The organism is bacterium 336/3, from assembly GCA_001281695.1.
Lineage (GTDB): Bacteria > Bacteroidota > Bacteroidia > Cytophagales > Thermonemataceae > Raineya.
In genome coordinates this window covers 68809-91009 of record LJIE01000004.1, presented here as the reverse complement: position 1 = coordinate 91009, position 22201 = coordinate 68809, and the positions used below count along the sequence as shown (strand labels likewise).

Below are 22201 nucleotides of genomic sequence, written 5' to 3'. Positions count from 1 at the left end.
AATTAACTGTTAACTGCTACTATACTTCTGACTTCAACGTTTCCTCCATGGCTAAGGATAGGGCAACCTTCTGCCAATTTCATGGCTTCATCAATGTTAGTTGCTTTTACAACTACATAACCTCCAATAATTTCTTTTACTTCTGCATAAGGTCCGTCTGCAATTACATTATTAGACTTCAATGTTTTTCCTTCAAAACTCAAACGGTTTGCACTTGCCATTTTTCCTTGTGCAGCAATACCACCTAACCAATCTATCCAATGTTGAATGTTGCCTTGCATTTGTTCTTGAGAAGGTCCAAACGATTCGTTGATTTCGCTTCTGAAAATCATCATAAATTCTTTCATTTTTTTACTTTTTTAAATTGTTTAAAATATTTGTTACAACCCTATGACGATTGGCTTTTTCAAAATTGGACAAATATTTCAAAGTTTTTTTGTCAGTTGATGTTTCCACAGTGGTCATTTAAAATAACAGCTAACGGGCGTAGATTTGCAAAGTTCCAAAAATCTGAGCGAAGAAGTTTTTAGAATTTCAGCAAATCTCCAACTCCTAAATATACGCAATATACCTATTTCTTAAAAAGAATTATATCAAAATGTATACTGCAATATAAAATATTGTTTATTAGTATTTTATATTAAAAATAATACAGAATATGCAATACACTTTTATAAATTATCTAATGGACTTTTTATCTTTTTGATACTTTTTTAACTCATATGAGTGTATTGCAAAGTTGTTTTCAAATCCTGATGCCCTAGCTTGAATAAAACGAATATCTGTTGGTTATTGAAATATAATACCTCAAGTTAAAAAACTGCATATTTTTTTAGAGTAACTTGTAAGTTCTCAAATAATTTTTTGTAAGCATTTAATGTTAAATGCTTTTTTCTTTTTTATCTTGAGGGTAGTGAAAAAACATTCTTTGACTATCATAAAAATAAGAAATAAACCTTAAAATCAAATATTCGAGGAAGTACAAAAATAAATTCAACCAAATTTTGTAAATTTGCATTTGATTCATTTACACTAATGAAGGTTGAAAAATATCATTTAAAGTCTGGAACAGAATTTACCCGATTTGAATTTATCAGTGAAGGTCCAAAAGGTGCAATACGAAAACTTATTGAATTTCAAAATACGAATAGCCCTAATGTTTTTAATTTAGCTTTTGGAGATTACAACTCAGAAACTCAAGAAATAGACGACTTGTCTGTTTCAAATAATGGTGATACTGAAAAAGTTTTAGGAACTGTAATTGCTGCTGTTTATGCTTTCTTCAATGAATATCCAAATGCTTATGTTTATGCAACAGGGAGCACAAATGCAAGAACCCGACTTTATAGAATGGGAATTACAAAATTTTATGACCAAATGAAAAAAGATTTTTATCTTTATGGACAAATTGGTGATGATTTTGTAGAATTTGAGGTTGGAGTAGAATATGAAGGCTTTTTAGCACAAAGAAAATTTTTAAATTAATTAGAAATGAAAACAGTCAATATCACTAATAAAAATGTTCCTCTTGTTGCAATTGATAAGAGTTTGGACAAATTGAAAGATAAAGTAATGTTTCCAAAAAAATTGGAGAAAGCGAATAAAATGTTAGAGAACGCAAAACTTCCTAAAAACAATGTTATAACTGAATAGGCGTTAAATTAAACCCTAATTTCTTAAACTACTGTTAGCAACTGTTTTCTTACTCATATCCATATTTTTTCAGAAATTCTCTTCTGAAAGTAGAAACTTTTCCAGAAAATCGTCTGTCGTACCATATATAATGAGGAGCCCCTTCTAATGTTTGAAATTCAAATTCGTTTCCTACTTGCTTCATTGCATCTGTAAAATTCTTCGCAGACAAATAATCCACACTTTGGTCATTTGTACCATGAATAATTAGCATTGGTGGAAGCCCCTTCTTTAGTAAATGCTGTGGTGATATTTTTTTGACAAGGCTTTTATCCTTAAGTCCTTTGCTTATCCAATCAGTACTTCCATCTGTATATAAACTATAAACACCAGAATTCACTAATAATATATTTGGAGATGCACTAAAATTTAGATTATCTGTATTCTCATTTATTTCATTAGCCATTGCAGTCGTTAAAACCAAATGTCCACCTGCCGAATTGCCAGTTGCTACGATTCGGTTTGTGTCAATATTATAAGTAGCAGCATTCATTCGTAACCACCTGATGGCACTTCTTGCATCTTTCACAGCCTCAAAAGGGGTTGTTTCATACCTGTCAGCAATTCTGTACTCAATAGCAACAGCAACCCAACCTTTTTTAGCATAGTTTGCACAATTGTAAAAATCCCACTCAGGTGTCCCTTTTGTCCAACTACCTCCACTAAAATAAATGATAACGGGTCTTTTTGTTTTTTGATATGAAGTGTCGGGAGGAAAAATATGAAGGTCAAGATTAAAGCCATCCACTTTTTTGTAGGTTTTAATTAAATGTCCATTGTAAGAATTTCTACTTTCGGTATAAATACTGTCAATCATCTTGGTGTAAGTAGTGTTTTTGCAGGTAGAAATAAATGATTTTATAGCTTTATCAATATTTTTGCTTCCCCAGTCGTCAAGGTGGGCAAATAAATAATGATATTGCCAATACTCTTTACATTGTTGGTTTGTGAAATATTTTGGAATTAAGTTTAAATATGCATCAAGTCTTTTGTTATCAGATTTCTTATATATCTCTTTTTTTAGTTCAACGGTAGATTTGTGTCTTAAAAAGGCTTCCACATAACCCTTAAAATCTTTACTTGTTAGAATATCGGGGTTATTAAAATTCTTTAAGTGACGATTTAATTTTGATTGGGTTGATTTTGATAATTTTACTTTTTTGCCTGTATGATTTTCATGAAAATATGGGTAGTCCAATATTATCCTGTCAAAAAAAAACGAAAAATCTCTTTGTTCATTAAGGATGAAATTTTTGTTGAGTAATTGAAATTGTTGAGTATACTTTTTACAAATATCTAAAAAAGGTTGTTTTAAAGAGTCAATCTTTTTTAGAAACAGGTCTTCATTTAAAGAATAAATAGCTGGTCTATGTGGATAGTAGGCTTTTGCAAACGCACCGCTAAGCACTTCCATATCCGCATTATACGCTTTACGTAATGAGTCGGTATTTTGTTTGCCACCCTGCTTATGTTGGGCAAAAGAATTTATTACTAAAAACAGAAAAATATGAGTAAAAAAGATTAATTTCTTTTCTAATCTAAAAAGATAAATTCTAAGAAATGCCATGAGTTCTGCCATAAGAATAAGAATTAGTAGAGATTCTTGTTATAAAAGAAAAAAATAATATTTAATGATAATTATTCATATTTAACCAACTAACAGTGTATAATGAATCAAAAAGAGAAGATATTCATCAAGAACATTTTCTAAACAATTAACTATGAATGCCAAAACCACTTAATTTTTGGAAGAATTTGAGCAAATATATTTTCATCTAAAGTTTGATTTCATAGTAATGACATACCTTTATATAAAAGGTTGCACCAATTTTAAAAAAAATTATTTGAGAACTTAAAAAGCAGTCTAAAAAACCGCCCGTTTCTTTAAACCATTGTTTTCTCTTCCGTTTTTTTGATAATAAGTTTATAAAACTGGTTCAATTTATATGTCTACTTATATACCACTAACAAATTGAGTTTTTTGAACTATTATAATAGTTGATATTGGCATCTTAAAAAACCATACTTTGAAAATCAAAGTACGGTATCAAAATAAATAGTTTCATAATAAATAATTTTGTTGGAGCATATTTTTCTCAGCTTTTATTTGTTTTTTCTTTAAAAGAGAGCCTCTTTTACTTTAGCAATTTTCTTTTTTTAATCTATTAAAAAAAAATCACAAAAAATTTTGGAAAATCACGTGTTTTTTATTTTTATATATTTTTATCATGTACCGATAATATCACAGATTTAGGGTCAAGTATCACGGATTTAGGGTATAATATCACGGATTTAGGGTGGGAAGTATCACAGATTTAGGGTGTAATATCACAGAAATTTTTTTATTGTGATATTTTTCTTAAAATTGTGGATAATCTATGTGGATAACTTATGGATACCGAAATACAAAACCCCATCGTTCAGGTAGTTCAGAATAATCAGCTTATCAATGGACGTTATGAAATGAACCTCATTGAGCGTAGAGTATTCTTAAAAATGATTTCTCTTATCAGACCTGATGACAGCGATTTTAAGGATTTTTATTTGTCTGTCAAAGAACTTGCCGAAGATATTGGTACAAGTGCTAAGTCTGTGTATGCAGATTTACAGCGAGCCACAGAAAGCATGATAAAAAGGGTTGTCAAGATTCGAGAAAAAGATAGAGTTATCCAAGTGGGTTTAATCAGTAGTGCTACATATTACGAAAAGAAAGGTATTCTGCAAATTCGCTTCGACCCTGCCTTGAAACCTTATTTATTGCAACTCAAAAATAATTTCACAGTGTATGGTTTGCAACATGCACTTAAATTCAAGAGCTTTTATTCTTTGAGAATTTACGAAATGCTCAAACAGTTTCAATCTACTGGACATCGGTTTATATTGCTCGAAGATTTAAGATTTAGTCTTGGGCTTGAAGAAGGTGAATATGACAAGTATGGACATTTAAAGTCTCGTATCTTAAACCATGCTCAAAAAGAACTTGCCAATTCGGATATGCCTTTTGTGTTTAAAGAAGTGAAAAGTGGAAAAAAGGTAATAGCAATAGATTTTAGATTCACGCCCAGTACCAAAGAAGATACCTCTCTATTGTTGGAGTCTGATGCTAAAAATAAAACACGAGTGGCAGAAACCTTACTGGGTTTGGGGTTAAGTGAAAAACAATCAAAAACGATTATGGCAAAACTTTCAGACCAAGAAGTCTTTAAAACAGCCTATGACATCAATATTCAGGTTTCTAATGGTAAGATAAACAACAAAGCCGCTTATGCTTACAAGGTTTTTATGTCAAAAATTTAGCCCTAAATCTGTGATATTTGATAAGAGTTATGAGAGATTTCAGAATCAATACACCTGATATGTTCACCCTAAATTTGTGATATTTGTAGAAGGATGAATTAAAAAATATTCTTAATAAGTAAAACTTATAGGTATTTTGGGTTAAATTTGAGAGTAAAAAATTTAGCCCTAAATCTGTGATATTTGATAAGAGTTATGAGAGATTTCAGAAATCAGTGCCTGATATGTTCACCCTAAATTTGTGATACTTAATAAAAAGCTATAATAAAAACATAACCCTAAATCTGTGATATTTGAATGACACAAAAAGTATTTTCTTTGATAAACCATAAAGGAGGAGTAGGAAAAACAACTACTACACATAATCTTGGTAAAGCTTTGAGCCTGAAAGGTAAAAAAGTATTGATGATAGACAATGACCCACAATCCAATTTGACAACAGCTTGTGGTGTAGAAAGTACAGAAGAAAGCATTTATACAGCTTTATTAAATGGTACATCTTTACCTGTTCTCAATATAGCTGAAAACCTTGATTTAGTTCCTGCAGAGTTGGACTATACTCGCATAGAACACCAACTACTTACAGAAATGAATGGCTATTTTAAACTTAAAAAAGCTTTGAAATCCATTCTGAAAGACTACGATATCATACTGATAGATTGCCCTCCAAGTTTGGGAGCTCTTACTTCTAATGCTCTTATTGCCAGTGATGCATTGTTGATAGTAGTCCAGAGTAGTTATTTGTCTGTAAAAGGTTTGCAAACAATCGTGGATATAGTAAATGAAACGAAAGAAGAATTAAACCCTAAATTAGAGATAAAAGGTTTTATTCTGACACAAGAAAATAGAACAGTTGTCAGAAAAGAAATGATAAAAGTAGTAAAAGAAGCATACCCTTCAAATGTATTTGAAACGATTATAAGGCAAAACGTAGCTTTAGAAGAAGCTACAACCAGCCAAATAGATATTTTTACTTATGCTCCTGATAGTACAGGTGCAGCAGATTATATGAGTTTAGCAGAAGAATTTTTGAAATAATTAAATTATGACTAAAAAAAGTTTTATCAAAGCAACCACTAATATCTTATCGAAAGCTAGTGAACAGAAAAATAGTAGAGAGGATTTCATCAAACAAAGTATTGTAATTGATGAAGAATTAAAAAGTCTGATACCACCTCTCTCTACTGAAGAAAAGCTAAAATTAGAAGCTAATATTGTTGCAGAGGGTTGTCGAGAAGCTCTTATCTTATGGAATAAAGATGAAGAGTATATTTTGATAGATGGACATAACCGATATGAAATCTGTGAAAGGTTACAAATTCCTTTTAAAATCTTAGAAAAAGAATTTGAAGACAAAGAAGCAGTAAAAAATTGGATGATTAGCAATCAGTTAGGTAAAAGAAATCTAACAGAATTGCAAAAGTCTTATTTGAGAGGCTTGCAATATGCAGCCGAAAAAAGAAAATTGGGAGGTATTGGAGTCAATCAACATAATAAAAGCAAAGTGGACAAAATGTCCACTCAGCAAAAAACTATTGAAAAATTAGCGGAACAGCATTTTGTTTCTGCAAAGACTATTCAAAGAGATGAAAAATTTGCTTTAGGTTTAAACAAATTAAGTGAAAATAATCCTCAGTTCAGAGAAGATTTTTTAAATAAAAAAATCAAAGTACCTGTTGGTGTTATTCAGAAATTTGGTGAAGATACAACCCAAAACCTTACCCAAAAAGCAACCAATATTGTAAAAGAAAAAAAATATAAAGACTTGATAAATTTATGGAACTCTACAACAGAAAAATCTGAAGAGTCTTCAAATATCAATGATTTAAAATCAAGCCTGATACAAACAATAAAAACCATTGAGGACGAACAAAAGCTCAAACAATTAGAATTAATGTTAAAGACAATATTGTAGATGAAAAGGCTAATATAAAATTATATTAGCCTTTTATATTTTACTTATATTGATTTTAAATACTTATAGATGTGTTAAACTTGAACTAATGAAATTCAAATTCTCCATTTTTACTAAGCCTAAAAATTAATCTAGGTATTAGCAATTTTAATTATCATGTAAAGTCATCCTTGTTTTCTTTAAATGATTTCAAAAATTATTTGAGAGCCTACAAGTCATTCTAAAAAAATATGTATTTTACTCCAAAACTATGAAAAACAATACTTTGATAAAAAAGTAGCAGAAATACTCTAAAAATGCCCCTTTTCAATTATTGATTTATTTGATGGATATAGCTATTTTGCTTTATAAATTCTTTCAAAATAAATCATAAAAATATGTTTCATCAAATTTCTAATATCTTCTACTACAAATTGTTATTTTTCGCAGTTTTGGAATGAAAACTTTATATTGGCTTGCCCTTATCTACCATAACATGAGCCGTTGAAGCTTAGAATATGGGTAGATAGTGTTTTATAAAAGTTATATGAAGGTACTAATGATATTTGATAGAACATTTTACTTGTATTTTTTGATTTCTTGGCATAAGTAAATATATTGAATATCAAATAGCTAACGCCGTTTTTACAAGATTTGATTTCTACTCTCCTTTCTCTTATATTTGAGTTATGTAACAGACATAAGTTTAATGATATGAGTGATAATGCAAACATCAATTATAAAGAAGTTTTACGCAATCACATACGGAGCAGACTTGGTAATGACCTTGATCATTTAGACAAGGTTCTTCTTTCATTCAAACACATTTCTACAAAACGTAACGAACAACTTTTGCACCAAGGTGAAATCTGCAAATACGTTTATTTTATTGCTAAAGGTTGTTTGCAGGTTTATGTTTATGACAAGGAGTTTAACGAAACGACAAGAGATATTGTAATTGAAGACAATTGGTGTTCAGAACTTTTAAGTTTTGGAAGTGGTAAACCTGCCACAGAGAATATCAGAACAGTTGAACCCTGCGAACTTTTTGCCATAGACAGACAAGCATTTCAAACAATGATGGAAACAGTTCCACAGTTTGATAAAGTCTATAAACAAATTCTTGAAACATCTTATGCCAACTCAGTTTATCGAATCAACACGTTTGTTTCATTGACAGCATTGGATAGAATAAAATGGCTAATGGAATACCGCCCAATGCTTATGACAAGGCTTTCAAGCAAACTTATTGCATCCTATTTAGGTATCAACAAAGATGTTTTTAGTCGCCTAAAATCCAAATTGTAAAACATCGACTTTTGTCATCATTCATGGAAATTTTAATGTTGAATTTTGCTTCATCATTCACATTTAAAATTTAAAATAATGACAGAGTATCTTTTATTATTCCGTAATGCAAGTGCTGACAATGGTTACTTGGCAACTTCACAAGATATGGCGGAAGATATGCCTAAGTGGCAATCATGGATTGGCAGTATCGCAATGCAAGGCAAATTAGTGCATACTGCACCTATTCACTATGATGCTACAATTGTAAATAACAATGGTGTTTCGGTTGGACCACACAAAGAAAATGACAGTGTTCTAATTTCAGGTTTTCTAATCTGTAAGTCCGATAATTTAGATGAAGTGCAAGAATGGAGCAAAACTTGTCCAATTCTAAAATATCCAAAGAGTTCAGTAGAAATCAGATCACTTATTCCATTTCCAACAAACTAAACTTTACAACAATGGACAAAATCTTAAACTTAGGAAAATATATTTTTCCACTTTCGTTTTTGCTATATGTTGGCTTGCACCTTGGCAAACCAGAAGTTGGTGCTTCTTTTGTTCCCAGCTATATCCCGTTTCCATTATTTTGGAACTACTTTACCTTGATTTGTATTTTACTTTTTATTATTAGTGCTATAATTGGCAAATATGATAAATTAGCCTATTCATTAATGGCTTTATATGTTATTCTAATGGCTGTGCTAGTTCACCTGCCAAGAGCAATGGGACAAGAATTAGGAACAGAAAACATGACTGCTGACTTAGCAAGAGAAAAAGAACTGGAAATGGTAAATTTTTTCAGAAACATTATGGTTACTGGAGCATTGTTAGCATTTGCCAAGTTTGTAGCTAAAGACAAAAGAGTAATAGGCTAAGTAAACGACAATTTTGATTTAAGTTGGGACATAATTGTCCCAACTTTTATACTTTAGCACATACGCCTAAATAACTCAGTATTAGAAAATAGTAAAATTGAGATTTTTTATATACAGCTCTTTTAATTACTAACTATTAAAAGAGCTGTATATTTTTATGAATTAAAATAAGTTCAAAATTTACTTCTTTTCAAAATATTCTGAAAAATATGTATTTTCTAAATCATCAGGATAAAATTTATCAGACGCTTCTTCTCAATTTTCTAGGAACTGTTAAGTTAATTAACTCATCAACAGCTCTTGTAATGTCTTTCTTTTATAAACATATTTTTATGAAACCTTAAGGGTTTAATACAAAATCTTCTACGATTTTTAAATCAATATTATCTCCAGCATCATTTCCATAGTGGATATAACGAATCGTAAAACTCTCATCTATCAGAAAATCAGCAGGAATAGCATCAGGATGGGTACCTTCTTCTAAACCATCTCCATGAATACCCAAAAGATTAGCTTCTGTTACTTGTTCTATTCTGCCTGCTTTCTTTAATAATTCAAAAGAAGCTTTTTCAGGCGAAATCTCTGTTCCATATAAATCATAGATTATTCGTTGAGTATCAGAAATAACATGAAATTTTTGTTCGTTGAATATATTCTTTTTGAAAAAGTCACTATAGGTAAATATTTTTTTCTCAGACTCGTAGAAAACTAATATTTCCAAACCCAATTCTTTGAGTTTTTGAGCTTTCTGACTCAATTTATAAACATGCAAACTACATAAGGGGCAATGAGTATTTCTTAGAAATGCTATAAAAATCTTTTTGCCCTTGAATTTTGTCAAATTTATGATATTTCCCAAAACATCTTCTGTTCTAAATATGGGAGGCGTTTGTCCTACTATTAGTTTCATTTGTTATCTTTGTTTTAAAGGTTTTTATATGAGTCGTCCACCACCATCTACATGGATAATCTCTCCTGTAATAGCCTGATTAGACATTAAGAATAAAACAGCAGAAGCTACTTCATCAGGGCTTGCTATCTTTTTAGTAGGTAATTTCGAGGCTATTTCACTCAAAATAGAATGTTTATGTTCACCCATAATGCTATCCCACATGGGAGTATCTGTATATCCTGGTGAAACAGCGTTAAAACGAATATGTGGAAGTTCCATCACTAGTACACGAGCTAATTGCTCTGCTACTGAAGTTCCCAGACCTGAAACCCAAGCCCCTGTAATAGGTCTATCAGTAGAAATCCCGCCAGTGAAAACAACGGAGCCTGAAGGATTGATTTTATGTGCAATGGCTCTTACCACTCTCAAACCTCCCCAAAGACGAGTTTTCAAAGGTAACATAGATTCTTCTAAATCATTTTCTATTAATGGAGTGATCAGAGTACTACCTGCTGCCAGATACACATGGTCAATATCTGAGAAGTGACTAAAAGATTCTTTAATGTTTTTTTCGTCATTAATATCTAAAGCAAAACCCTGAACATTGTTTCCAATAGATTGAGCAATTTGATAAGCTTTAGCTTTATCTCTGCTGGTAAGCCAAACCAGTGCACCCAAATGATGAGCCATTTTTGCTACAGATAGACCAATACCTGAACTTCCACCTATAACAATAATTTTTTTACCTTTTAAATGATCCATAAATTTTGAATATTATTTGATGTTGTAAAGATAAAAGTATGTATTTTTACTGCCTAATTTAACAGTACATACAATTTAGTAAGTATAATTATGGGGAAAGAAAACTCAACCAATCAATTGAATAAGAAAAGTATTACAAGTGGCTGTCCTTTGACTGCTACAGTCATGGCAGTTAGTGGTAGATGGAAAATTATTATCCTCTGGCAGTTGAAACATGGAGCTTTGAGATATAATCAAATAAAAAAATCCATACCCAATATTTCAGAAAAAGTACTCATTCAGCAACTTAAAGAGTTGATTGAAGATGGTTGGATTTCTAAAAAAGACTATCAGAGTATTCCTCCTCATACAGAATATAGTCTTACAGAGTTAAGTTCCTCTTTTATGCCCATTCTGGAGACAATTTATGATTGGGGAACTCAAAACAATATGGTAGAAAGAATAGAAAACGTTCATTCTACATAAGCTAAAAATGAAAATTGCAAAGGAAAAAGCTATTTACTAAAACATTGAAAGAACTCCAATAGTTTTCTAGAGGATTCCATCATCCTTCTATTACTGATTTAAAATCTGTTATTAGTATTGGTTTTAGGCAATCAATAGTCTTAGTAAAAGATTGAAAACTACTAAGATTACTAAAAAATAATAACATTAGAAACTTAAAGGGATATTCACCAAATAAGGAGGAGAATTAACTCAACATAAATAATGCAATAAAATTGAAAGAGTTTAGAAAATTTATAGAAAACTATACGGCAGTTTCTGATACCGAATGGAAGGAAATTTCGAACTGCTTTACTCAACAAATTTTGCAAAAAGACGAGATACTTCTGCAGGAAGGTAAAATTTGTAGACACCTGTACTTTATTGAGAGTGGTTTACTTCGCTACTTCATCAATAAAGATGGTAATGAAATTACGAAATTTTTTACAGAAGCACCTTACTGCTTCACATCACAAGTAAGTTTTACATTTGAAAAACCAGCAACTGAAAATATTCAGGCAATAGAGAAGTCAATTATTTGGCAGACTACTTTGAAACAAGCTAACGACTTGTTGGAACTCAAAAGTTGGAATACATTTGTTCGTAAACTCGTACAAGAAGTTCAGTATTACACAGAAGAAATTTTACAAGAGATACAAACCGAGACAGCAGAAAGTCGCTATAAAAAGCTGTTAGAAACCAATCCGAAATTTTTACAAAGAGTTCCATTACAATATTTAGCATCTTATTTTGGAATTGCCCCACAATCATTGAGCAGGATTAGAAAAAAAATTGCCAAAGAAAACCGAACTTAACATAGGTGCAGTAGAAAGTTGATTTGTATGAAGAAATTTGAATCATCATTTAAACACATTAAAAGATGAAACATTTATTTCTAATCATTTTAACATTCTGTTTTATGCAAGTAAAGGCACAACAAACCAACTATCATTTTTCACATACTGATAGTACCAATGCAACAAGCGATAAAATTTGGGCAGTATGGACGGATGTTCCAAATTGGAAACAATGGGACAAAGGACTGAAAGAAGCCACTTTACAAGGCGAATTTACTGTTGGTACAAAAGGCAAACTGATACCTGATAAAGGACCAAAATCAAAATTTGTAATTAGTGAAATAGAGTCAAATAAATCTTACACTTTCAAAACCAAAATCCCTTTTGGTTGGCTTATTATTAAACGAACCTTAGAAGTAAAAGATGGGAAAACATTTTTTACACATGAGGTGGAGTTTACAGGCTTACTCAAAAAAGTATTAGGCAAAAAGTTAGGCAAAAATTACCGAGCTATTTTGCCTAATGTAATGGCAGAAATCAAAAAAATTGCAGAAAGTAAATGAGATATTTGTTTTTAATTATTTGTGTTTTTGTCTTTTACATGACAAAAGGACAAACGAAGCCTCCATCAGCAAACATTCGGCTGAGTTTTCTAATTTTCCCTTTCACACCTCTCTTAACAGTTGAAGTAAAGACCATTGGTAACTTGACTCTTCAATTTGAAAGTAATTTTGTGAATACGCATGGAGTTAATCTCAAATATTTCTTAAAAAATCGAATGGATGGACACTACGTTTTTACAGGTGTTGCTTTGATAGAAAATAAGTTATTACGCAAAGATGAGCAAATAACTTTCTTACCCTATGCAGGCTATGGGTATGCTTATAGGTTTGGAAATCGGAAACATTGTATCTTTGACAACAGAATAGGTATTGGCTCAACTACCAATGCTGATAACAACTCCATTTATCCTGTTATCAAAACGGGTGTAGGTTATACTTTCTAATTTGTACTAAAATTATGACAACAATCAAATTGATTTACATTGCAAACATCATAGTTGCAGGTTATATAGGTGTAGTTTCTCTATTTTTTCCTAAACTTTCATTAGCTACAATTTTTCAAAATAGTTATCAAGCAACAGATTTAATTCGTTTGATAGGTTGTTTATGGTTGGCTATTGCTGTTTTGTCAGTTTGTGGGCTTTGGCTGCCAATGACATTTTCACCTATATTATTACTCCAACTCATTTATAAAGGGTCTTGGCTTTTGGTAGTTGCTATTCCAGCCATAAAAAATAATCTAAATTATCCATCAGGAATGGCTGTGTTCTTCTTAGTTTGGGTTTTGGTCTTACCATTTATTATTCCTTGGACAGAGTGGACAAAGTAAAGCAACTAAATAGCAATCTTAAAAAAAGTATTATTGGTTGATAATAACCCAATTCTTAATTAAGAAAAATAATTTTAGCCCTTTTAGAAGGGCTACCTTTTTACTAATAAAATATATAAGTCTAGAAAAAGGTGTGATTCTTTAGGTCTTTTTGAACTTGAGAATGTTCAATACATTCATTTTATTGAAAAAAGTATCAAAAAGATAAAAAGTCCATTAGATAATTGATAAAAGTGTATTGCGTATTCTGTATTTGAAATATAAAACACTAAACTGACAACTCAGACCAACCTTTTTGACAATCTGAAAAAAAACTGAAAAAAATTTGCGAAACTGAATAGTTGCATATATATTTGCAACTGATTGGTTTCATAATTAAAAAAATAAAGAAATGCGAAAACTAAAATTACAAGTACAAATGACCATTGACGGTTTTATTTCAGGTACAAATGGAGAAATGGATTGGATGACATTTCCTTGGACGGAAGATATTCTAAATTATGTAAGACAACTGACCGAACCAGTAGACACAATTGTTTTGGGCAGAAAACTGGCAGAAGGCTTTATTCCGCATTGGGCAAATGTTGCCAAAGACTCTAAAAATCCTGAATATGAAGGTGGAATTAAATTTACAACAACTCCAAAAGTCGTCTTCACAAAAACTCTTGAGAACTCTATTTGGGACAATACAGAGATTGCTAGAGGAGACTTGGTTGAAGAAATTACAAATTTAAAAAGTAAACCAGGTAAAGATATTATTGCTTATGGTGGTGGTACTTTCGTTTCAGCTCTAATCAAAAACAAACTTATTGACGAATTACATTTATGTGTAAATCCTTCTGCAATAGGAAATGGAATGCCTATTTTTAAAGAGCTTACCGAAATGCAAAAATTTACTCTTGCTGATTCACAAAAATTTGATTGTGGAATTGTAATATTGAAATACACTATATCAAAATGAAAAAGATAAAAATAGTGTATTGGATTACACTTTCAATATTAACTTCATGGCTTGGCATATGCTGGTTTTACAATAGATTTAATTTGTGCCATTATTATATTTATAATCATTGATGATTATAATTCTCATATGTTTTTCCAATTACGGCATTTGCTATCCTCTTAACTAATTATATCTATTTTAGTAAAATTAATTACAACAATGCGTAGAGACATTTTTCAAGCAATTGCAGACCCGACAAGGCGAGCTATTATTACCCTAATTGCATTACAGGCAATGACACCAAACGCCATTGCCGACAATTTTAATACGACCCGACAAGCCGTGTCAAAGCACTTACGTATTCTGACGGAATGCGAACTTGTGAAACAAGAACAAAAAGGTAGAGAAATTTATTATTCACTAGAATTAAATAAGATGAAAGAAATAGATAAATGGCTTCAACAATTTAGGCAGCTTTGGGAAAACAGATTTAACGAACTTGACAATATATTAGCAACAATTAAAAAACAGAAAAAATGAACAGTAATTTATTATTTGACTTTATAGTTGACAAAGAAACACAAACAGTAAAAGTAAAACGTGAGTTTAATGCAGGTTTATCTTTGGTATGGGACGCTTGGACAAAACCTGAATTATTAGACCAATGGTGGGCTCCAAAGCCATATCAAAATAAAACAAAGTCAATGGATTTTAGAGAAGGAGGAATGTGGCTTTATTGTATGATTAGCCCAGAAAATGAAATTCACTGGTGCAAAAACGATTATTTAAAAATTGAACATCAAATGAGCTATACTGGTTTAGATGCTTTTTGTGATGAAAATGGAGTAATTAACACAAAAATGCCAAGAACAGAATGGACAAATATTTTTACTGAAGAAAATGATAAAACCCTTGTGTCTATTGTCGCAAAATATAAATCTTTAGCAGATTTAGAGAAAGTTGTAGAAATGGGCTTTAAAGAAGGCTTTACAATGGGATTAAATCAATTAGATACTTTATTATCATCACTAATACAATAATTTATAATGAAAAAGAATAAAATTATATTTTGGGTAACTACCATTATTATTACCCTTATGGAGGGTGTAATGCCTTTGATTACTTAGATTGTAGTACCACTGTATATGACAGTTGTTACAAAAGTTTTGGATTATCCCGACTACTTTGCATATCCACTTATTGTAGCTAAAATACTTGGTGTAATAGCAATCATATTACCTAAAACACCAAATACACTTAAAGAATGGGCTTATGCATGTTTCATTTTCAATTTATTGTTTGCTTTTATTAGCCATGCCATAGTAGACAAAGAAATTGGCAATTTGATAATGCCATTGGTTGTTTTGGTTGGACTTTTATACTTCTTCGCCAAAAAATTCTATAGTACTACTCATGATACTATAATATTCAAGGTTAAGCTTCATATCTTATATTTATAGATAAAATCTATAGTGATTATGGAACGTTTATTACCCAATTCTACAGCTTTCATTTTAAATACTGTATCATACACTTTACGGATAAGTTTATGTTTCATTTTTCAAAAGTAAGAATTTTTGGCTCACGTTGACCTATGGTTCTCCTAACTCTTTCTCACAATTAAGTTAGCACTTCCACTTCTGGGCTTGTAACTACACTGCTTCTGTCAGAACTTATTTTTCTAATAGAGACTCCAAATACATTTTCTTTAATTTAGCATTCTCTTTTTCAAGGGCTTGTAAGCGTTTCTTTATTTCATTTTGCTCTATACTTTGAGCTTGTTTTCATTTGTAATAGGTGGTTGGTGAGATTTGATGTTGTTCACAGAGTTTTTCTATACTCAGAATTCCTCTTTCGCCTTCCAGTACAATTGCTTTCTTTTGACTTTCACTAAAATTGCTTTTTTTCATTGTAGTAAAAATTATAGGATAAAATACACTTTTTTTCCTATAATTTTCTACATATTTTTGGGTGCTTCATCTAGGGGACAGTATTTCAAAATGATATCAATCAACTTATGGAAACATTAAAACTTTATTTTCAGAGTATCAGTTTTGACAGTGAAAAAACTGAAAAAATTATAAGTTACTTCAAAAAGCAGTCATTTGACAAAGGCAGCTATTTCGTAAAAGAAGGCAAAAAGTCTTTACAAATGGGTTTCATTGAAATTGGACAATTTCAATACTACTCAATTACGAAAACTGGAGAAGAACGAACCACATATATTTCACTGCCAAATACTTTTGTCGCTTCTCTTTTAACTTATTTGACAGAAACACCTGCAAGGGAAAATATTAGAGCATTGACAAATGCAACAATTTGGGTAATTGACAAAAAAGATGTAGTAACTTTACAAAATGAGATTCCAAGCTTCAAAGATTTTTATATTAAACTCATTGAATGGCAAATATGCTGTATTGACAAAGCAAAATTTGACCTCATAACACTGACTGCTGAGGAGCGTTATGAGAAAGTATTGCGTGAAGAACCTGAATTACTACAACAAGTACCTTTACAATATATCGCATCCATGTTGGGTATCACACCTAGACATCTGAGCAGACTAAGAAATAAAGTGTAATCAAAATTCACTTTTAGACATTTGTCTAGTAAATTGATATTGTATTGAAACATCTTTGCATCGTAATAAAAAAATAATTTACGATATGCAAAAAAATCTTCTTTTGGCTTTCATGCTTGTATGGACAAGTGTAGCCTTTGCACAGAACAAGTTTCCTAAGAACACTCTAAGCATCAATGCTTTTAGAAACCCTTCAATTGGTTTAGAATACCAGCGTAAACAATTTTCTATTCATGCAGGATATTATCCTACCAACTTTGAAAGTGGGATTACAACTGAATTTTTAAAAGCAGGTCTTACTTATTGGTTTCTTCCTATCGGAGAAAAAAAAATTCCTTCATCATTCTATGGTGGACTGTCTTATTTAAGAGGTATGACAAGAGATTACAAAGATAAAAATGCATTAGGCATTGAAGCAGGGTTTCGTTGGTATGTCTGGCAGGGTTTGAACCTAAGAATTGGGGCAATTGCTCTTGTAGCTAAAGGACCAAACCTCAAAATTAATCCAACACCAAGCGTTAGCTATTCATTCAAATTTTAACATTATGAAAAACAAAATAATTTTAGGCTTACTTATGGTCTTTTCAATAAGTATATTTTCAGTTAAGGCACAAAATCCACTTTCTCAAGCTACGAAAGTTGAAGTTGGAATTGGTTATGTACTTCCATTTTTCAATAAAGGTAAAGAATTACTTAGAGCGAAAGGATTGAGAGATGAGCAACAATCATATTATATTGATGAAATGGGTAGCAGAAAAAATGTGGGCAGTTATTCAAGAAGTTCAGGCTATACTTTTTCTATTGGATTTTATAAGCCAATAGAAAAAGTGAAAGGATTGATGGTAGGTGCTATTGTAAGAAATGCACAAACAAGTTCCAATCCCGAAAAAAGTGGATATGAAGAAGCCTATTTTTTCAATTTTATTACTGCAGGTGTTGCTGCTAAATATTATCCCTTGGAAAAAAGTAATTTATTTATCAAAACCGATTTCGGAATAGCGGCTGTTCTTACCAAAAATAGATATCTCAACAGCAATGGTGAACAAAATTTCTTTCATCAATTTGGAATAGGTTCTGTTGTAGGATTTGAAGTAGGTTATGCATTTACACCATTCAAAACTAAAAGTAAAGCAATTGAATTAAAGGTCGGATACCAATTAGCCAATACACGTGTTGAAGTAAATGATATTGGTAATGATAACTGGCGTTTTGGAGCTTTATCATTTGGAACTGCTTTTAATTTTTAAATAATTAACACAATGAATACAGAGAAAAAAATCGGAATTTTGTTCATTTTAGGTGCTTTGGGGGTACTTATTCCTTATATTATTTTAACCATTATTTTTGATTATCCTGAAATTTTGAGGCAGGAAACAGAAGTAATATTAACAAAATTTCAGGAAGGTGGTAATCGACTAATTTGGACTTGGTGGGCATTTGCTATTTTAGGATTGCCACTTTTGAAAGCTTACATCCTGATAGGGCAAAAATTAGAACAAAAATTTTATTTTGTTCGTTGGGCTACAATTCTGGGAGTAGTCAGTTTATTAGTACAAATGATTGGCTTACTACGTTGGACTTTTGTAGTACCTGTTTTAGCCAACAATTTTGTAAAAGGAAACGAAATGACCAAGGAATCTGTTAAAGTTGCATTTCAAGTTGTACATCAATATGGTGGTGTAGTTTTGGGAGAACATATAGGACAATTGTTTACTATTGTCTGGATAATTATGATGACTTCTGCTTTTGCACAACTCAAATTGTTTCCAAAGTGGGTAGTTTGGCTTGGTTACATTTCTTCATTTATTTATCTATTTGCACAAACAGAACTATTTGCCTCAGTAATGCCAAATATTTTCGTGTTTTCATGGGCGGGTTTTATTGGGAGTACTTTATGGATCATTTGGCTATTAGTAGTTGGTGTAAAATTACTAAAAACGAAAATTGACTGATAATGAATAGAAAAATGGTATGAGGGGTTAAAACTTATTAAATTAATGAAAAATTGTAGCACATAAGGCTTCAAGTAAGCCTTATGCTGCTAGAAAGGTATTTAAAAAAGGTAGATTTATATTTCATAAAACATTTATTTTGAAGTTTGAATGTTAGAAAAACTATATAACCTGATTAGTCAAAAATCTTCTTTGGCACAACAAGATAAAATATTGTGTGAAAAATACTTTGAACCTGTTTTGTTACCTAAAAATCGTATTATAGAAGAAGAAGGAAAAATCCCTAAGTACTTGTATTTTATTGTAGAAGGTTATTTACGATTGTTCTATTATGATAGAGAAGGTAATGAAATCACAACTCATATTAACTGTCCACCAGGGTTCATTACTGCTTATTTCGATTTTATTCATCAGACTAAAGCAACCGAAAACTTAGAATGTATAACAGAGTCTCAATTACTACGAATCACAAAAGAAGATTTAGATGTTCTAATGGAACAGAGCCAAAGACTCAAAGATTTTAGTATTTGGGTATTTCAGCAATCTATTATTTACAACGAACAGCGTACCAAAGATTTAGCAACACTTACTGCTGAACAGCGATATTTTAAGTTAATGGAAAATTATCCTACTGTCTTACATAATGTGCCTTTACAATACATTGCTTCTTTTTTAGGGATGAATCCTAAAAGTTTGAGTAGAATACGAAAGCAAATTATTAGGTAACATTTGTGAAGCGTTTTTAATGAAGAACCATAGAACTTTGTATCATCATTTAATGCAAAGACAATATGGTACAAAATAACTTAGCACTTGTTAGTGGTGCAAACGGACATTTAGGGAATAATTTAGTTCGTTTATTGCTAGAAAAAGGAATACCTGTAAGGGCTTCTGTTCGCAATATTTCTAAGGCAAGGGAAGAACAGGGTTTTAATCCTAAACCCTCACAAGAAGCTGTAAAAAATGCTTTTCACTATCTTGCTAAAAAACAAAACCTGCTTGCTAAAAGCATAATAATTCTGATGATGTCATTGTTTTCACTATCAGCAACTTATGCTCAAAATACTGAAAAAAACACTGGAGTTTATCTTTCTGTAGAAACTGACCCTGCTTTCTGGATAGGTACATTGCCCAATGGTGTAGGATTTGATGCTAACATCAATATGAGATTAGCCAAGTTTCCTAGATTGCGTTGGGGCATTTTGGGATATTCGGGTAGGTGGAGTGGTAATTTTGGTAAAACTATTCTATTGACAAATGATTTTGAAGGAGACGACTGGGAAACACAATGGAATGGATTAGGCATTGAGGCTCAATATCAATTTAGATTTGGACTTAAAAGAGGAGGCTTACAACCAGGTTTAAGAATACAATGGAATCAATTTCTGTATAATCAGGTAAACCAATACAAAGGTGAAGCCAATCATTTTGTTTTAACGCCACAAGTCGGATTTCAGTGGTTTCCATTTAAAAAATTAGGATTGTATCTACTGCCTTGGGCAGGAGTACAGATGCCTGTATTGGGTACCAATAAAATAGTAATCAATCAAGAAGAAAAAAGGACACGAAAGCTAATGCCCGTAATTACAGCTCATATTGGGTGGGAGTTTCAGTTTTAAAGTCTATGAAATAATCTAAAAATATATATACTAAAAAAGTATAAAAACACCTATGTTCTGAACTATTTTATTAGCTATATCATGGAAACTGTCTAAGTATTTTTAGATAGTTCCCATGAATTCTATATTTTAATTAATTTGTAACTTCAATTTTACATCTTTTAAAATCTCAACGCTATCATAAGCATAATCATAACCAGGTTCAGTGATAAAAGTATTGGGTAAATTGGCTTTTACATAAGTACGAATCCGCACTCTTTGCTCGTCTGAGTACCTACCACCAATCAACACCAAATCAACTTTAGGAAGTTCAGTCAATTTTTGCATACCTTCTTCTTCACTTAAAATACCATAAATACTTACCTTCGAAAGTGTAATCATTTGTCTAATTACTTCATCTCGTCTGTATGGATTACCACCAAATAATATTAATACTTTGGCATCAGGAGCAGGCGAAATATATTCTGATAATAGATTATTTTCCATTGTTTTAGAGTATTGTTTTGAGTGGTAAATAAATAGGGTTGCAAATAATAAAATCAGCATTAAAGTTTTCATTATAAGAGATTTACACCTTTTGTCATAGGTACTTCTACAAAAATAAGATGTGTGTTTTCAGTGGCTTCAATATATACTTTTTCAGTTTCAAAAATACCAATTGCATCACCTGTGTTTAGCTCATTGTTTTCTATTAAAACCTTGCCTGCTACTGTATGAATATATACACCATTGGTAGGCAAGTGCATAAAATAAGAAAGGCTTTTGCCCTCTTCCAATTCCAATAAACTAAAAAATGCATCTTGATTAATCCCTGCTGTGTTATTTCGTTTGTCAGGTGAAATCACCAATAAAATTTTATTGAGTTTGTCGTCAGAATTAAAAAGATATTTTTCGTGTTTTGGCAAAACATCTTTTTCTTTAGGATACACCCAAATCTGATAACTATGGAAAGGCTCAGTTTGCGAAGCATTAAATTCGCTATGCATAATACCTGTACCTGCACTCATAGTTTGTACACAATTTTTGTCAATCGTTCCTTCACTTCCTGTGTTATCCTTGTGGGCTTGCTTGCCTTCAAAAACTATGGTGGTAATTTCCATATTTTGATGTGGGTGCATACCAAAACCTTGCCCTGCTTCCACAATATCATCAGCAAAACCACAAAGTTCGCCAAAATGAGTTTGATAAGGTACAAAGGAATAGGCACTCTTTTTCCAAGCATCTTTTTTATGTATTCTGTCTTTATTTTTTCGCAAAATGATTTTCATGTGAAGCAAGAATTAGTTTTAACTATTCATTTTGAAACTTGAATCTACCACTTGTTTACGATATGCTAATTTCCAAACGCCATTTACTTTTTTCACAACATCTATATAATAACCTGTTGCTACAATAGCTGGGGCTATTTCAGCTTCAGCTATCCAATAATTACTCTCTACTTTCGCAGTTTCTCCATTTATTTCAAGTATGCGTACCGAACCAATGAAATGACGTTTACCTTTAGTAATGCCCGAACTGTGCCAATAGTTGATGTTGCCTATAATGGCTTCTCTACCTTCAGCAACACCCCAAGGGCTTTCATAAATGCCATCATCTGTGAAGTTATCTGCAAACTGTTCGTTGTTGTGGCTATCAATTGAGAGAATATAATTATTCATTAACTCAAAAATTTGAAATTTGTCTGTCATGCTCTATTTATTTAAAATGATTTTTTAGATTCTTTGCAAAT

The 22201-nt window shown here is 31.3% G+C and carries 25 protein-coding genes and 5 pseudogenes; 22 read left to right on the top strand and 8 right to left on the bottom strand.

Going from position 1 to position 22201, the window contains the following annotated elements:
* Positions 1–2: 2 nt before the first annotated feature.
* Positions 3–347, bottom strand: a complete 345-nt coding sequence (locus AD998_21135; GenBank protein ID KOY84496.1) for a transcription initiation protein — start codon at positions 345–347, stop codon at positions 3–5.
* 688 nt (positions 348–1035) lie between these two features.
* Here AD998_21135 and AD998_21130 point away from each other — a divergent pair.
* Positions 1036–1485: a hypothetical protein gene (locus AD998_21130; GenBank protein ID KOY84495.1), complete on the top strand. Its 450-nt coding sequence runs from the start codon at positions 1036–1038 to the stop codon at positions 1483–1485.
* Between the two features lie 385 nt (positions 1486–1870).
* Here the strand turns inward: AD998_21130 and AD998_21125 are convergent.
* Positions 1871–2461 (bottom strand): annotated as a pseudogene (locus tag AD998_21125) (hypothetical protein).
* Positions 2462–4083: 1622 nt separating this feature from the next.
* Here AD998_21125 and AD998_21120 point away from each other — a divergent pair.
* The 6 genes and pseudogenes from AD998_21120 (at position 4084) to AD998_21095 (ending at position 9051) form a co-directional block, all read left to right on the top strand.
* Positions 4084–4764, top strand: a pseudogene (locus AD998_21120) (hypothetical protein).
* Between the two features lie 522 nt (positions 4765–5286).
* A complete protein-coding gene (locus AD998_21115; GenBank protein KOY84494.1) occupies positions 5287–6027 on the top strand; it encodes a chromosome partitioning protein in 741 nt (246 codons plus the stop codon).
* An 88-nt stretch (positions 6028–6115) separates the two neighbouring features.
* Positions 6116–6481, top strand: a pseudogene (locus AD998_21110) (hypothetical protein).
* 1116 nt (positions 6482–7597) lie between these two features.
* A complete protein-coding gene (locus tag AD998_21105) occupies positions 7598–8191 on the top strand; it encodes a Crp/Fnr family transcriptional regulator (protein ID KOY84493.1) in 594 nt (197 codons plus the stop codon).
* Positions 8192–8269: 78 nt separating this feature from the next.
* Positions 8270–8623, top strand: a complete 354-nt coding sequence (locus AD998_21100; GenBank protein KOY84492.1) for a hypothetical protein — start codon at positions 8270–8272, stop codon at positions 8621–8623.
* A gap of 11 nt (positions 8624–8634) precedes the next feature.
* Entirely contained in the window at positions 8635–9051 is a 417-nt protein-coding gene (locus AD998_21095; GenBank protein KOY84491.1) for a hypothetical protein, read from the top strand.
* A gap of 340 nt (positions 9052–9391) precedes the next feature.
* On the opposite strand, the gene AD998_21090 is transcribed toward AD998_21095, so the two are convergent.
* Both AD998_21090 and AD998_21085 read right to left on the bottom strand, forming a co-directional pair.
* The gene (locus tag AD998_21090) at positions 9392–9961 is read right to left on the bottom strand and encodes a hypothetical protein (GenBank protein KOY84490.1); all 570 of its coding nucleotides are present in this window, start codon (positions 9959–9961) and stop codon (positions 9392–9394) included.
* A 24-nt stretch (positions 9962–9985) separates the two neighbouring features.
* On the bottom strand, positions 9986–10705 hold the full coding sequence (locus AD998_21085) for a hypothetical protein (protein ID KOY84489.1): 720 nt from the start codon (positions 10703–10705) through the stop codon (positions 9986–9988).
* A 90-nt stretch (positions 10706–10795) separates the two neighbouring features.
* Between AD998_21085 and AD998_21080 the strand changes: the two genes are divergently transcribed.
* The 9 genes and pseudogenes from AD998_21080 (at position 10796) to AD998_21040 (ending at position 15780) form a co-directional block, all read left to right on the top strand.
* Complete coding sequence (locus AD998_21080; GenBank protein KOY84488.1) at positions 10796–11170, top strand: hypothetical protein; 375 nt, start codon at positions 10796–10798, stop codon at positions 11168–11170.
* Positions 11171–11424: 254 nt separating this feature from the next.
* The gene (locus AD998_21075) at positions 11425–12003 is read left to right on the top strand and encodes a cyclic nucleotide-binding protein (GenBank protein ID KOY84487.1); all 579 of its coding nucleotides are present in this window, start codon (positions 11425–11427) and stop codon (positions 12001–12003) included.
* Between the two features lie 104 nt (positions 12004–12107).
* Positions 12108–12548 (top strand): polyketide cyclase, encoded by a 441-nt coding sequence (locus AD998_21070; protein ID KOY84486.1) that lies wholly within the window; start codon positions 12108–12110, stop codon positions 12546–12548.
* Positions 12545–12991, top strand: coding sequence for a hypothetical protein (locus AD998_21065; GenBank protein ID KOY84485.1), 447 nt, complete (start codon positions 12545–12547; stop codon positions 12989–12991). Before AD998_21070 ends, AD998_21065 begins: the two co-directional genes overlap by 4 nt.
* 14 nt (positions 12992–13005) lie before the next feature.
* Positions 13006–13377: a hypothetical protein gene (locus AD998_21060; GenBank protein KOY84484.1), complete on the top strand. Its 372-nt coding sequence runs from the start codon at positions 13006–13008 to the stop codon at positions 13375–13377.
* A gap of 391 nt (positions 13378–13768) precedes the next feature.
* Positions 13769–14338, top strand: coding sequence for a deaminase (locus AD998_21055; protein KOY84483.1), 570 nt, complete (start codon positions 13769–13771; stop codon positions 14336–14338).
* 201 nt (positions 14339–14539) lie between these two features.
* A complete protein-coding gene (locus AD998_21050; protein ID KOY84482.1) occupies positions 14540–14860 on the top strand; it encodes an ArsR family transcriptional regulator in 321 nt (106 codons plus the stop codon).
* Positions 14857–15360, top strand: coding sequence for an ATPase (locus AD998_21045; GenBank protein ID KOY84481.1), 504 nt, complete (start codon positions 14857–14859; stop codon positions 15358–15360). Before AD998_21050 ends, AD998_21045 begins: the two co-directional genes overlap by 4 nt.
* Before the next feature lie 6 nt (positions 15361–15366).
* Positions 15367–15780: pseudogene (locus tag AD998_21040) on the top strand (hypothetical protein).
* A gap of 213 nt (positions 15781–15993) precedes the next feature.
* On the opposite strand, the pseudogene AD998_21035 reads toward AD998_21040, so the two are convergent.
* Positions 15994–16230: pseudogene (locus tag AD998_21035) on the bottom strand (hypothetical protein).
* A gap of 107 nt (positions 16231–16337) precedes the next feature.
* Between AD998_21035 and AD998_21030 the strand changes: the two are divergent.
* The 6 genes from AD998_21030 (at position 16338) to AD998_21005 (ending at position 20472) form a co-directional block, all read left to right on the top strand.
* Positions 16338–16901 (top strand): cyclic nucleotide-binding protein, encoded by a 564-nt coding sequence (locus AD998_21030; protein ID KOY84480.1) that lies wholly within the window; start codon positions 16338–16340, stop codon positions 16899–16901.
* Between the two features lie 85 nt (positions 16902–16986).
* Entirely contained in the window at positions 16987–17442 is a 456-nt protein-coding gene (locus tag AD998_21025; GenBank protein ID KOY84479.1) for a hypothetical protein, read from the top strand.
* A gap of 4 nt (positions 17443–17446) precedes the next feature.
* Positions 17447–18148 carry a hypothetical protein gene (locus AD998_21020; GenBank protein ID KOY84478.1) on the top strand — a complete coding sequence of 234 codons (702 nt, stop codon included), beginning with the start codon at positions 17447–17449 and terminating at the stop codon, positions 18146–18148.
* 12 nt (positions 18149–18160) lie between these two features.
* The gene (locus tag AD998_21015; GenBank protein KOY84477.1) at positions 18161–18853 is read left to right on the top strand and encodes a hypothetical protein; all 693 of its coding nucleotides are present in this window, start codon (positions 18161–18163) and stop codon (positions 18851–18853) included.
* A gap of 150 nt (positions 18854–19003) precedes the next feature.
* A complete protein-coding gene (locus tag AD998_21010) occupies positions 19004–19579 on the top strand; it encodes a cyclic nucleotide-binding protein (protein ID KOY84476.1) in 576 nt (191 codons plus the stop codon).
* A gap of 65 nt (positions 19580–19644) precedes the next feature.
* On the top strand, positions 19645–20472 hold the full coding sequence (locus tag AD998_21005) for a hypothetical protein (GenBank protein KOY84475.1): 828 nt from the start codon (positions 19645–19647) through the stop codon (positions 20470–20472).
* Between the two features lie 129 nt (positions 20473–20601).
* Here the strand turns inward: AD998_21005 and AD998_21000 are convergent, their stop codons facing one another.
* The 3 genes from AD998_21000 to AD998_20990 all read right to left on the bottom strand — a co-directional run bounded on the left by AD998_21000 (position 20602) and on the right by AD998_20990 (position 22160).
* Complete coding sequence (locus tag AD998_21000; GenBank protein KOY84474.1) at positions 20602–20958, bottom strand: hypothetical protein; 357 nt, start codon at positions 20956–20958, stop codon at positions 20602–20604.
* Between the two features lie 71 nt (positions 20959–21029).
* Complete coding sequence (locus AD998_20995) at positions 21030–21740, bottom strand: hypothetical protein (protein KOY84473.1); 711 nt, start codon at positions 21738–21740, stop codon at positions 21030–21032.
* 18 nt (positions 21741–21758) lie between these two features.
* On the bottom strand, positions 21759–22160 hold the full coding sequence (locus AD998_20990) for a hypothetical protein (protein ID KOY84472.1): 402 nt from the start codon (positions 22158–22160) through the stop codon (positions 21759–21761).
* Positions 22161–22201: the final 41 nt, after the last annotated feature.

Coding starts and splice junctions, on each gene's coding strand:
- AD998_21135 (KOY84496.1), bottom strand. CDS start 347: ATGAAAGAATTTATGATGATTTTCAGAAGCGAAATCAACGAATCGTTT.
- AD998_21130 (KOY84495.1), top strand. CDS start 1,036: ATGAAGGTTGAAAAATATCATTTAAAGTCTGGAACAGAATTTACCCGA.
- AD998_21115 (KOY84494.1), top strand. CDS start 5,287: ATGACACAAAAAGTATTTTCTTTGATAAACCATAAAGGAGGAGTAGGA.
- AD998_21105 (KOY84493.1), top strand. CDS start 7,598: ATGAGTGATAATGCAAACATCAATTATAAAGAAGTTTTACGCAATCAC.
- AD998_21100 (KOY84492.1), top strand. CDS start 8,270: ATGACAGAGTATCTTTTATTATTCCGTAATGCAAGTGCTGACAATGGT.
- AD998_21095 (KOY84491.1), top strand. CDS start 8,635: ATGGACAAAATCTTAAACTTAGGAAAATATATTTTTCCACTTTCGTTT.
- AD998_21090 (KOY84490.1), bottom strand. CDS start 9,961: ATGAAACTAATAGTAGGACAAACGCCTCCCATATTTAGAACAGAAGAT.
- AD998_21085 (KOY84489.1), bottom strand. CDS start 10,705: ATGGATCATTTAAAAGGTAAAAAAATTATTGTTATAGGTGGAAGTTCA.
- AD998_21080 (KOY84488.1), top strand. CDS start 10,796: ATGGGGAAAGAAAACTCAACCAATCAATTGAATAAGAAAAGTATTACA.
- AD998_21070 (KOY84486.1), top strand. CDS start 12,108: ATGCAAGTAAAGGCACAACAAACCAACTATCATTTTTCACATACTGAT.
- AD998_21065 (KOY84485.1), top strand. CDS start 12,545: ATGAGATATTTGTTTTTAATTATTTGTGTTTTTGTCTTTTACATGACA.
- AD998_21060 (KOY84484.1), top strand. CDS start 13,006: ATGACAACAATCAAATTGATTTACATTGCAAACATCATAGTTGCAGGT.
- AD998_21055 (KOY84483.1), top strand. CDS start 13,769: ATGCGAAAACTAAAATTACAAGTACAAATGACCATTGACGGTTTTATT.
- AD998_21050 (KOY84482.1), top strand. CDS start 14,540: ATGCGTAGAGACATTTTTCAAGCAATTGCAGACCCGACAAGGCGAGCT.
- AD998_21045 (KOY84481.1), top strand. CDS start 14,857: ATGAACAGTAATTTATTATTTGACTTTATAGTTGACAAAGAAACACAA.
- AD998_21030 (KOY84480.1), top strand. CDS start 16,338: ATGGAAACATTAAAACTTTATTTTCAGAGTATCAGTTTTGACAGTGAA.
- AD998_21025 (KOY84479.1), top strand. CDS start 16,987: ATGCAAAAAAATCTTCTTTTGGCTTTCATGCTTGTATGGACAAGTGTA.
- AD998_21020 (KOY84478.1), top strand. CDS start 17,447: ATGAAAAACAAAATAATTTTAGGCTTACTTATGGTCTTTTCAATAAGT.
- AD998_21015 (KOY84477.1), top strand. CDS start 18,161: ATGAATACAGAGAAAAAAATCGGAATTTTGTTCATTTTAGGTGCTTTG.
- AD998_21010 (KOY84476.1), top strand. CDS start 19,004: ATGTTAGAAAAACTATATAACCTGATTAGTCAAAAATCTTCTTTGGCA.
- AD998_21005 (KOY84475.1), top strand. CDS start 19,645: ATGGTACAAAATAACTTAGCACTTGTTAGTGGTGCAAACGGACATTTA.
- AD998_21000 (KOY84474.1), bottom strand. CDS start 20,958: ATGGAAAATAATCTATTATCAGAATATATTTCGCCTGCTCCTGATGCC.
- AD998_20995 (KOY84473.1), bottom strand. CDS start 21,740: ATGAAAATCATTTTGCGAAAAAATAAAGACAGAATACATAAAAAAGAT.
- AD998_20990 (KOY84472.1), bottom strand. CDS start 22,160: ATGACAGACAAATTTCAAATTTTTGAGTTAATGAATAATTATATTCTC.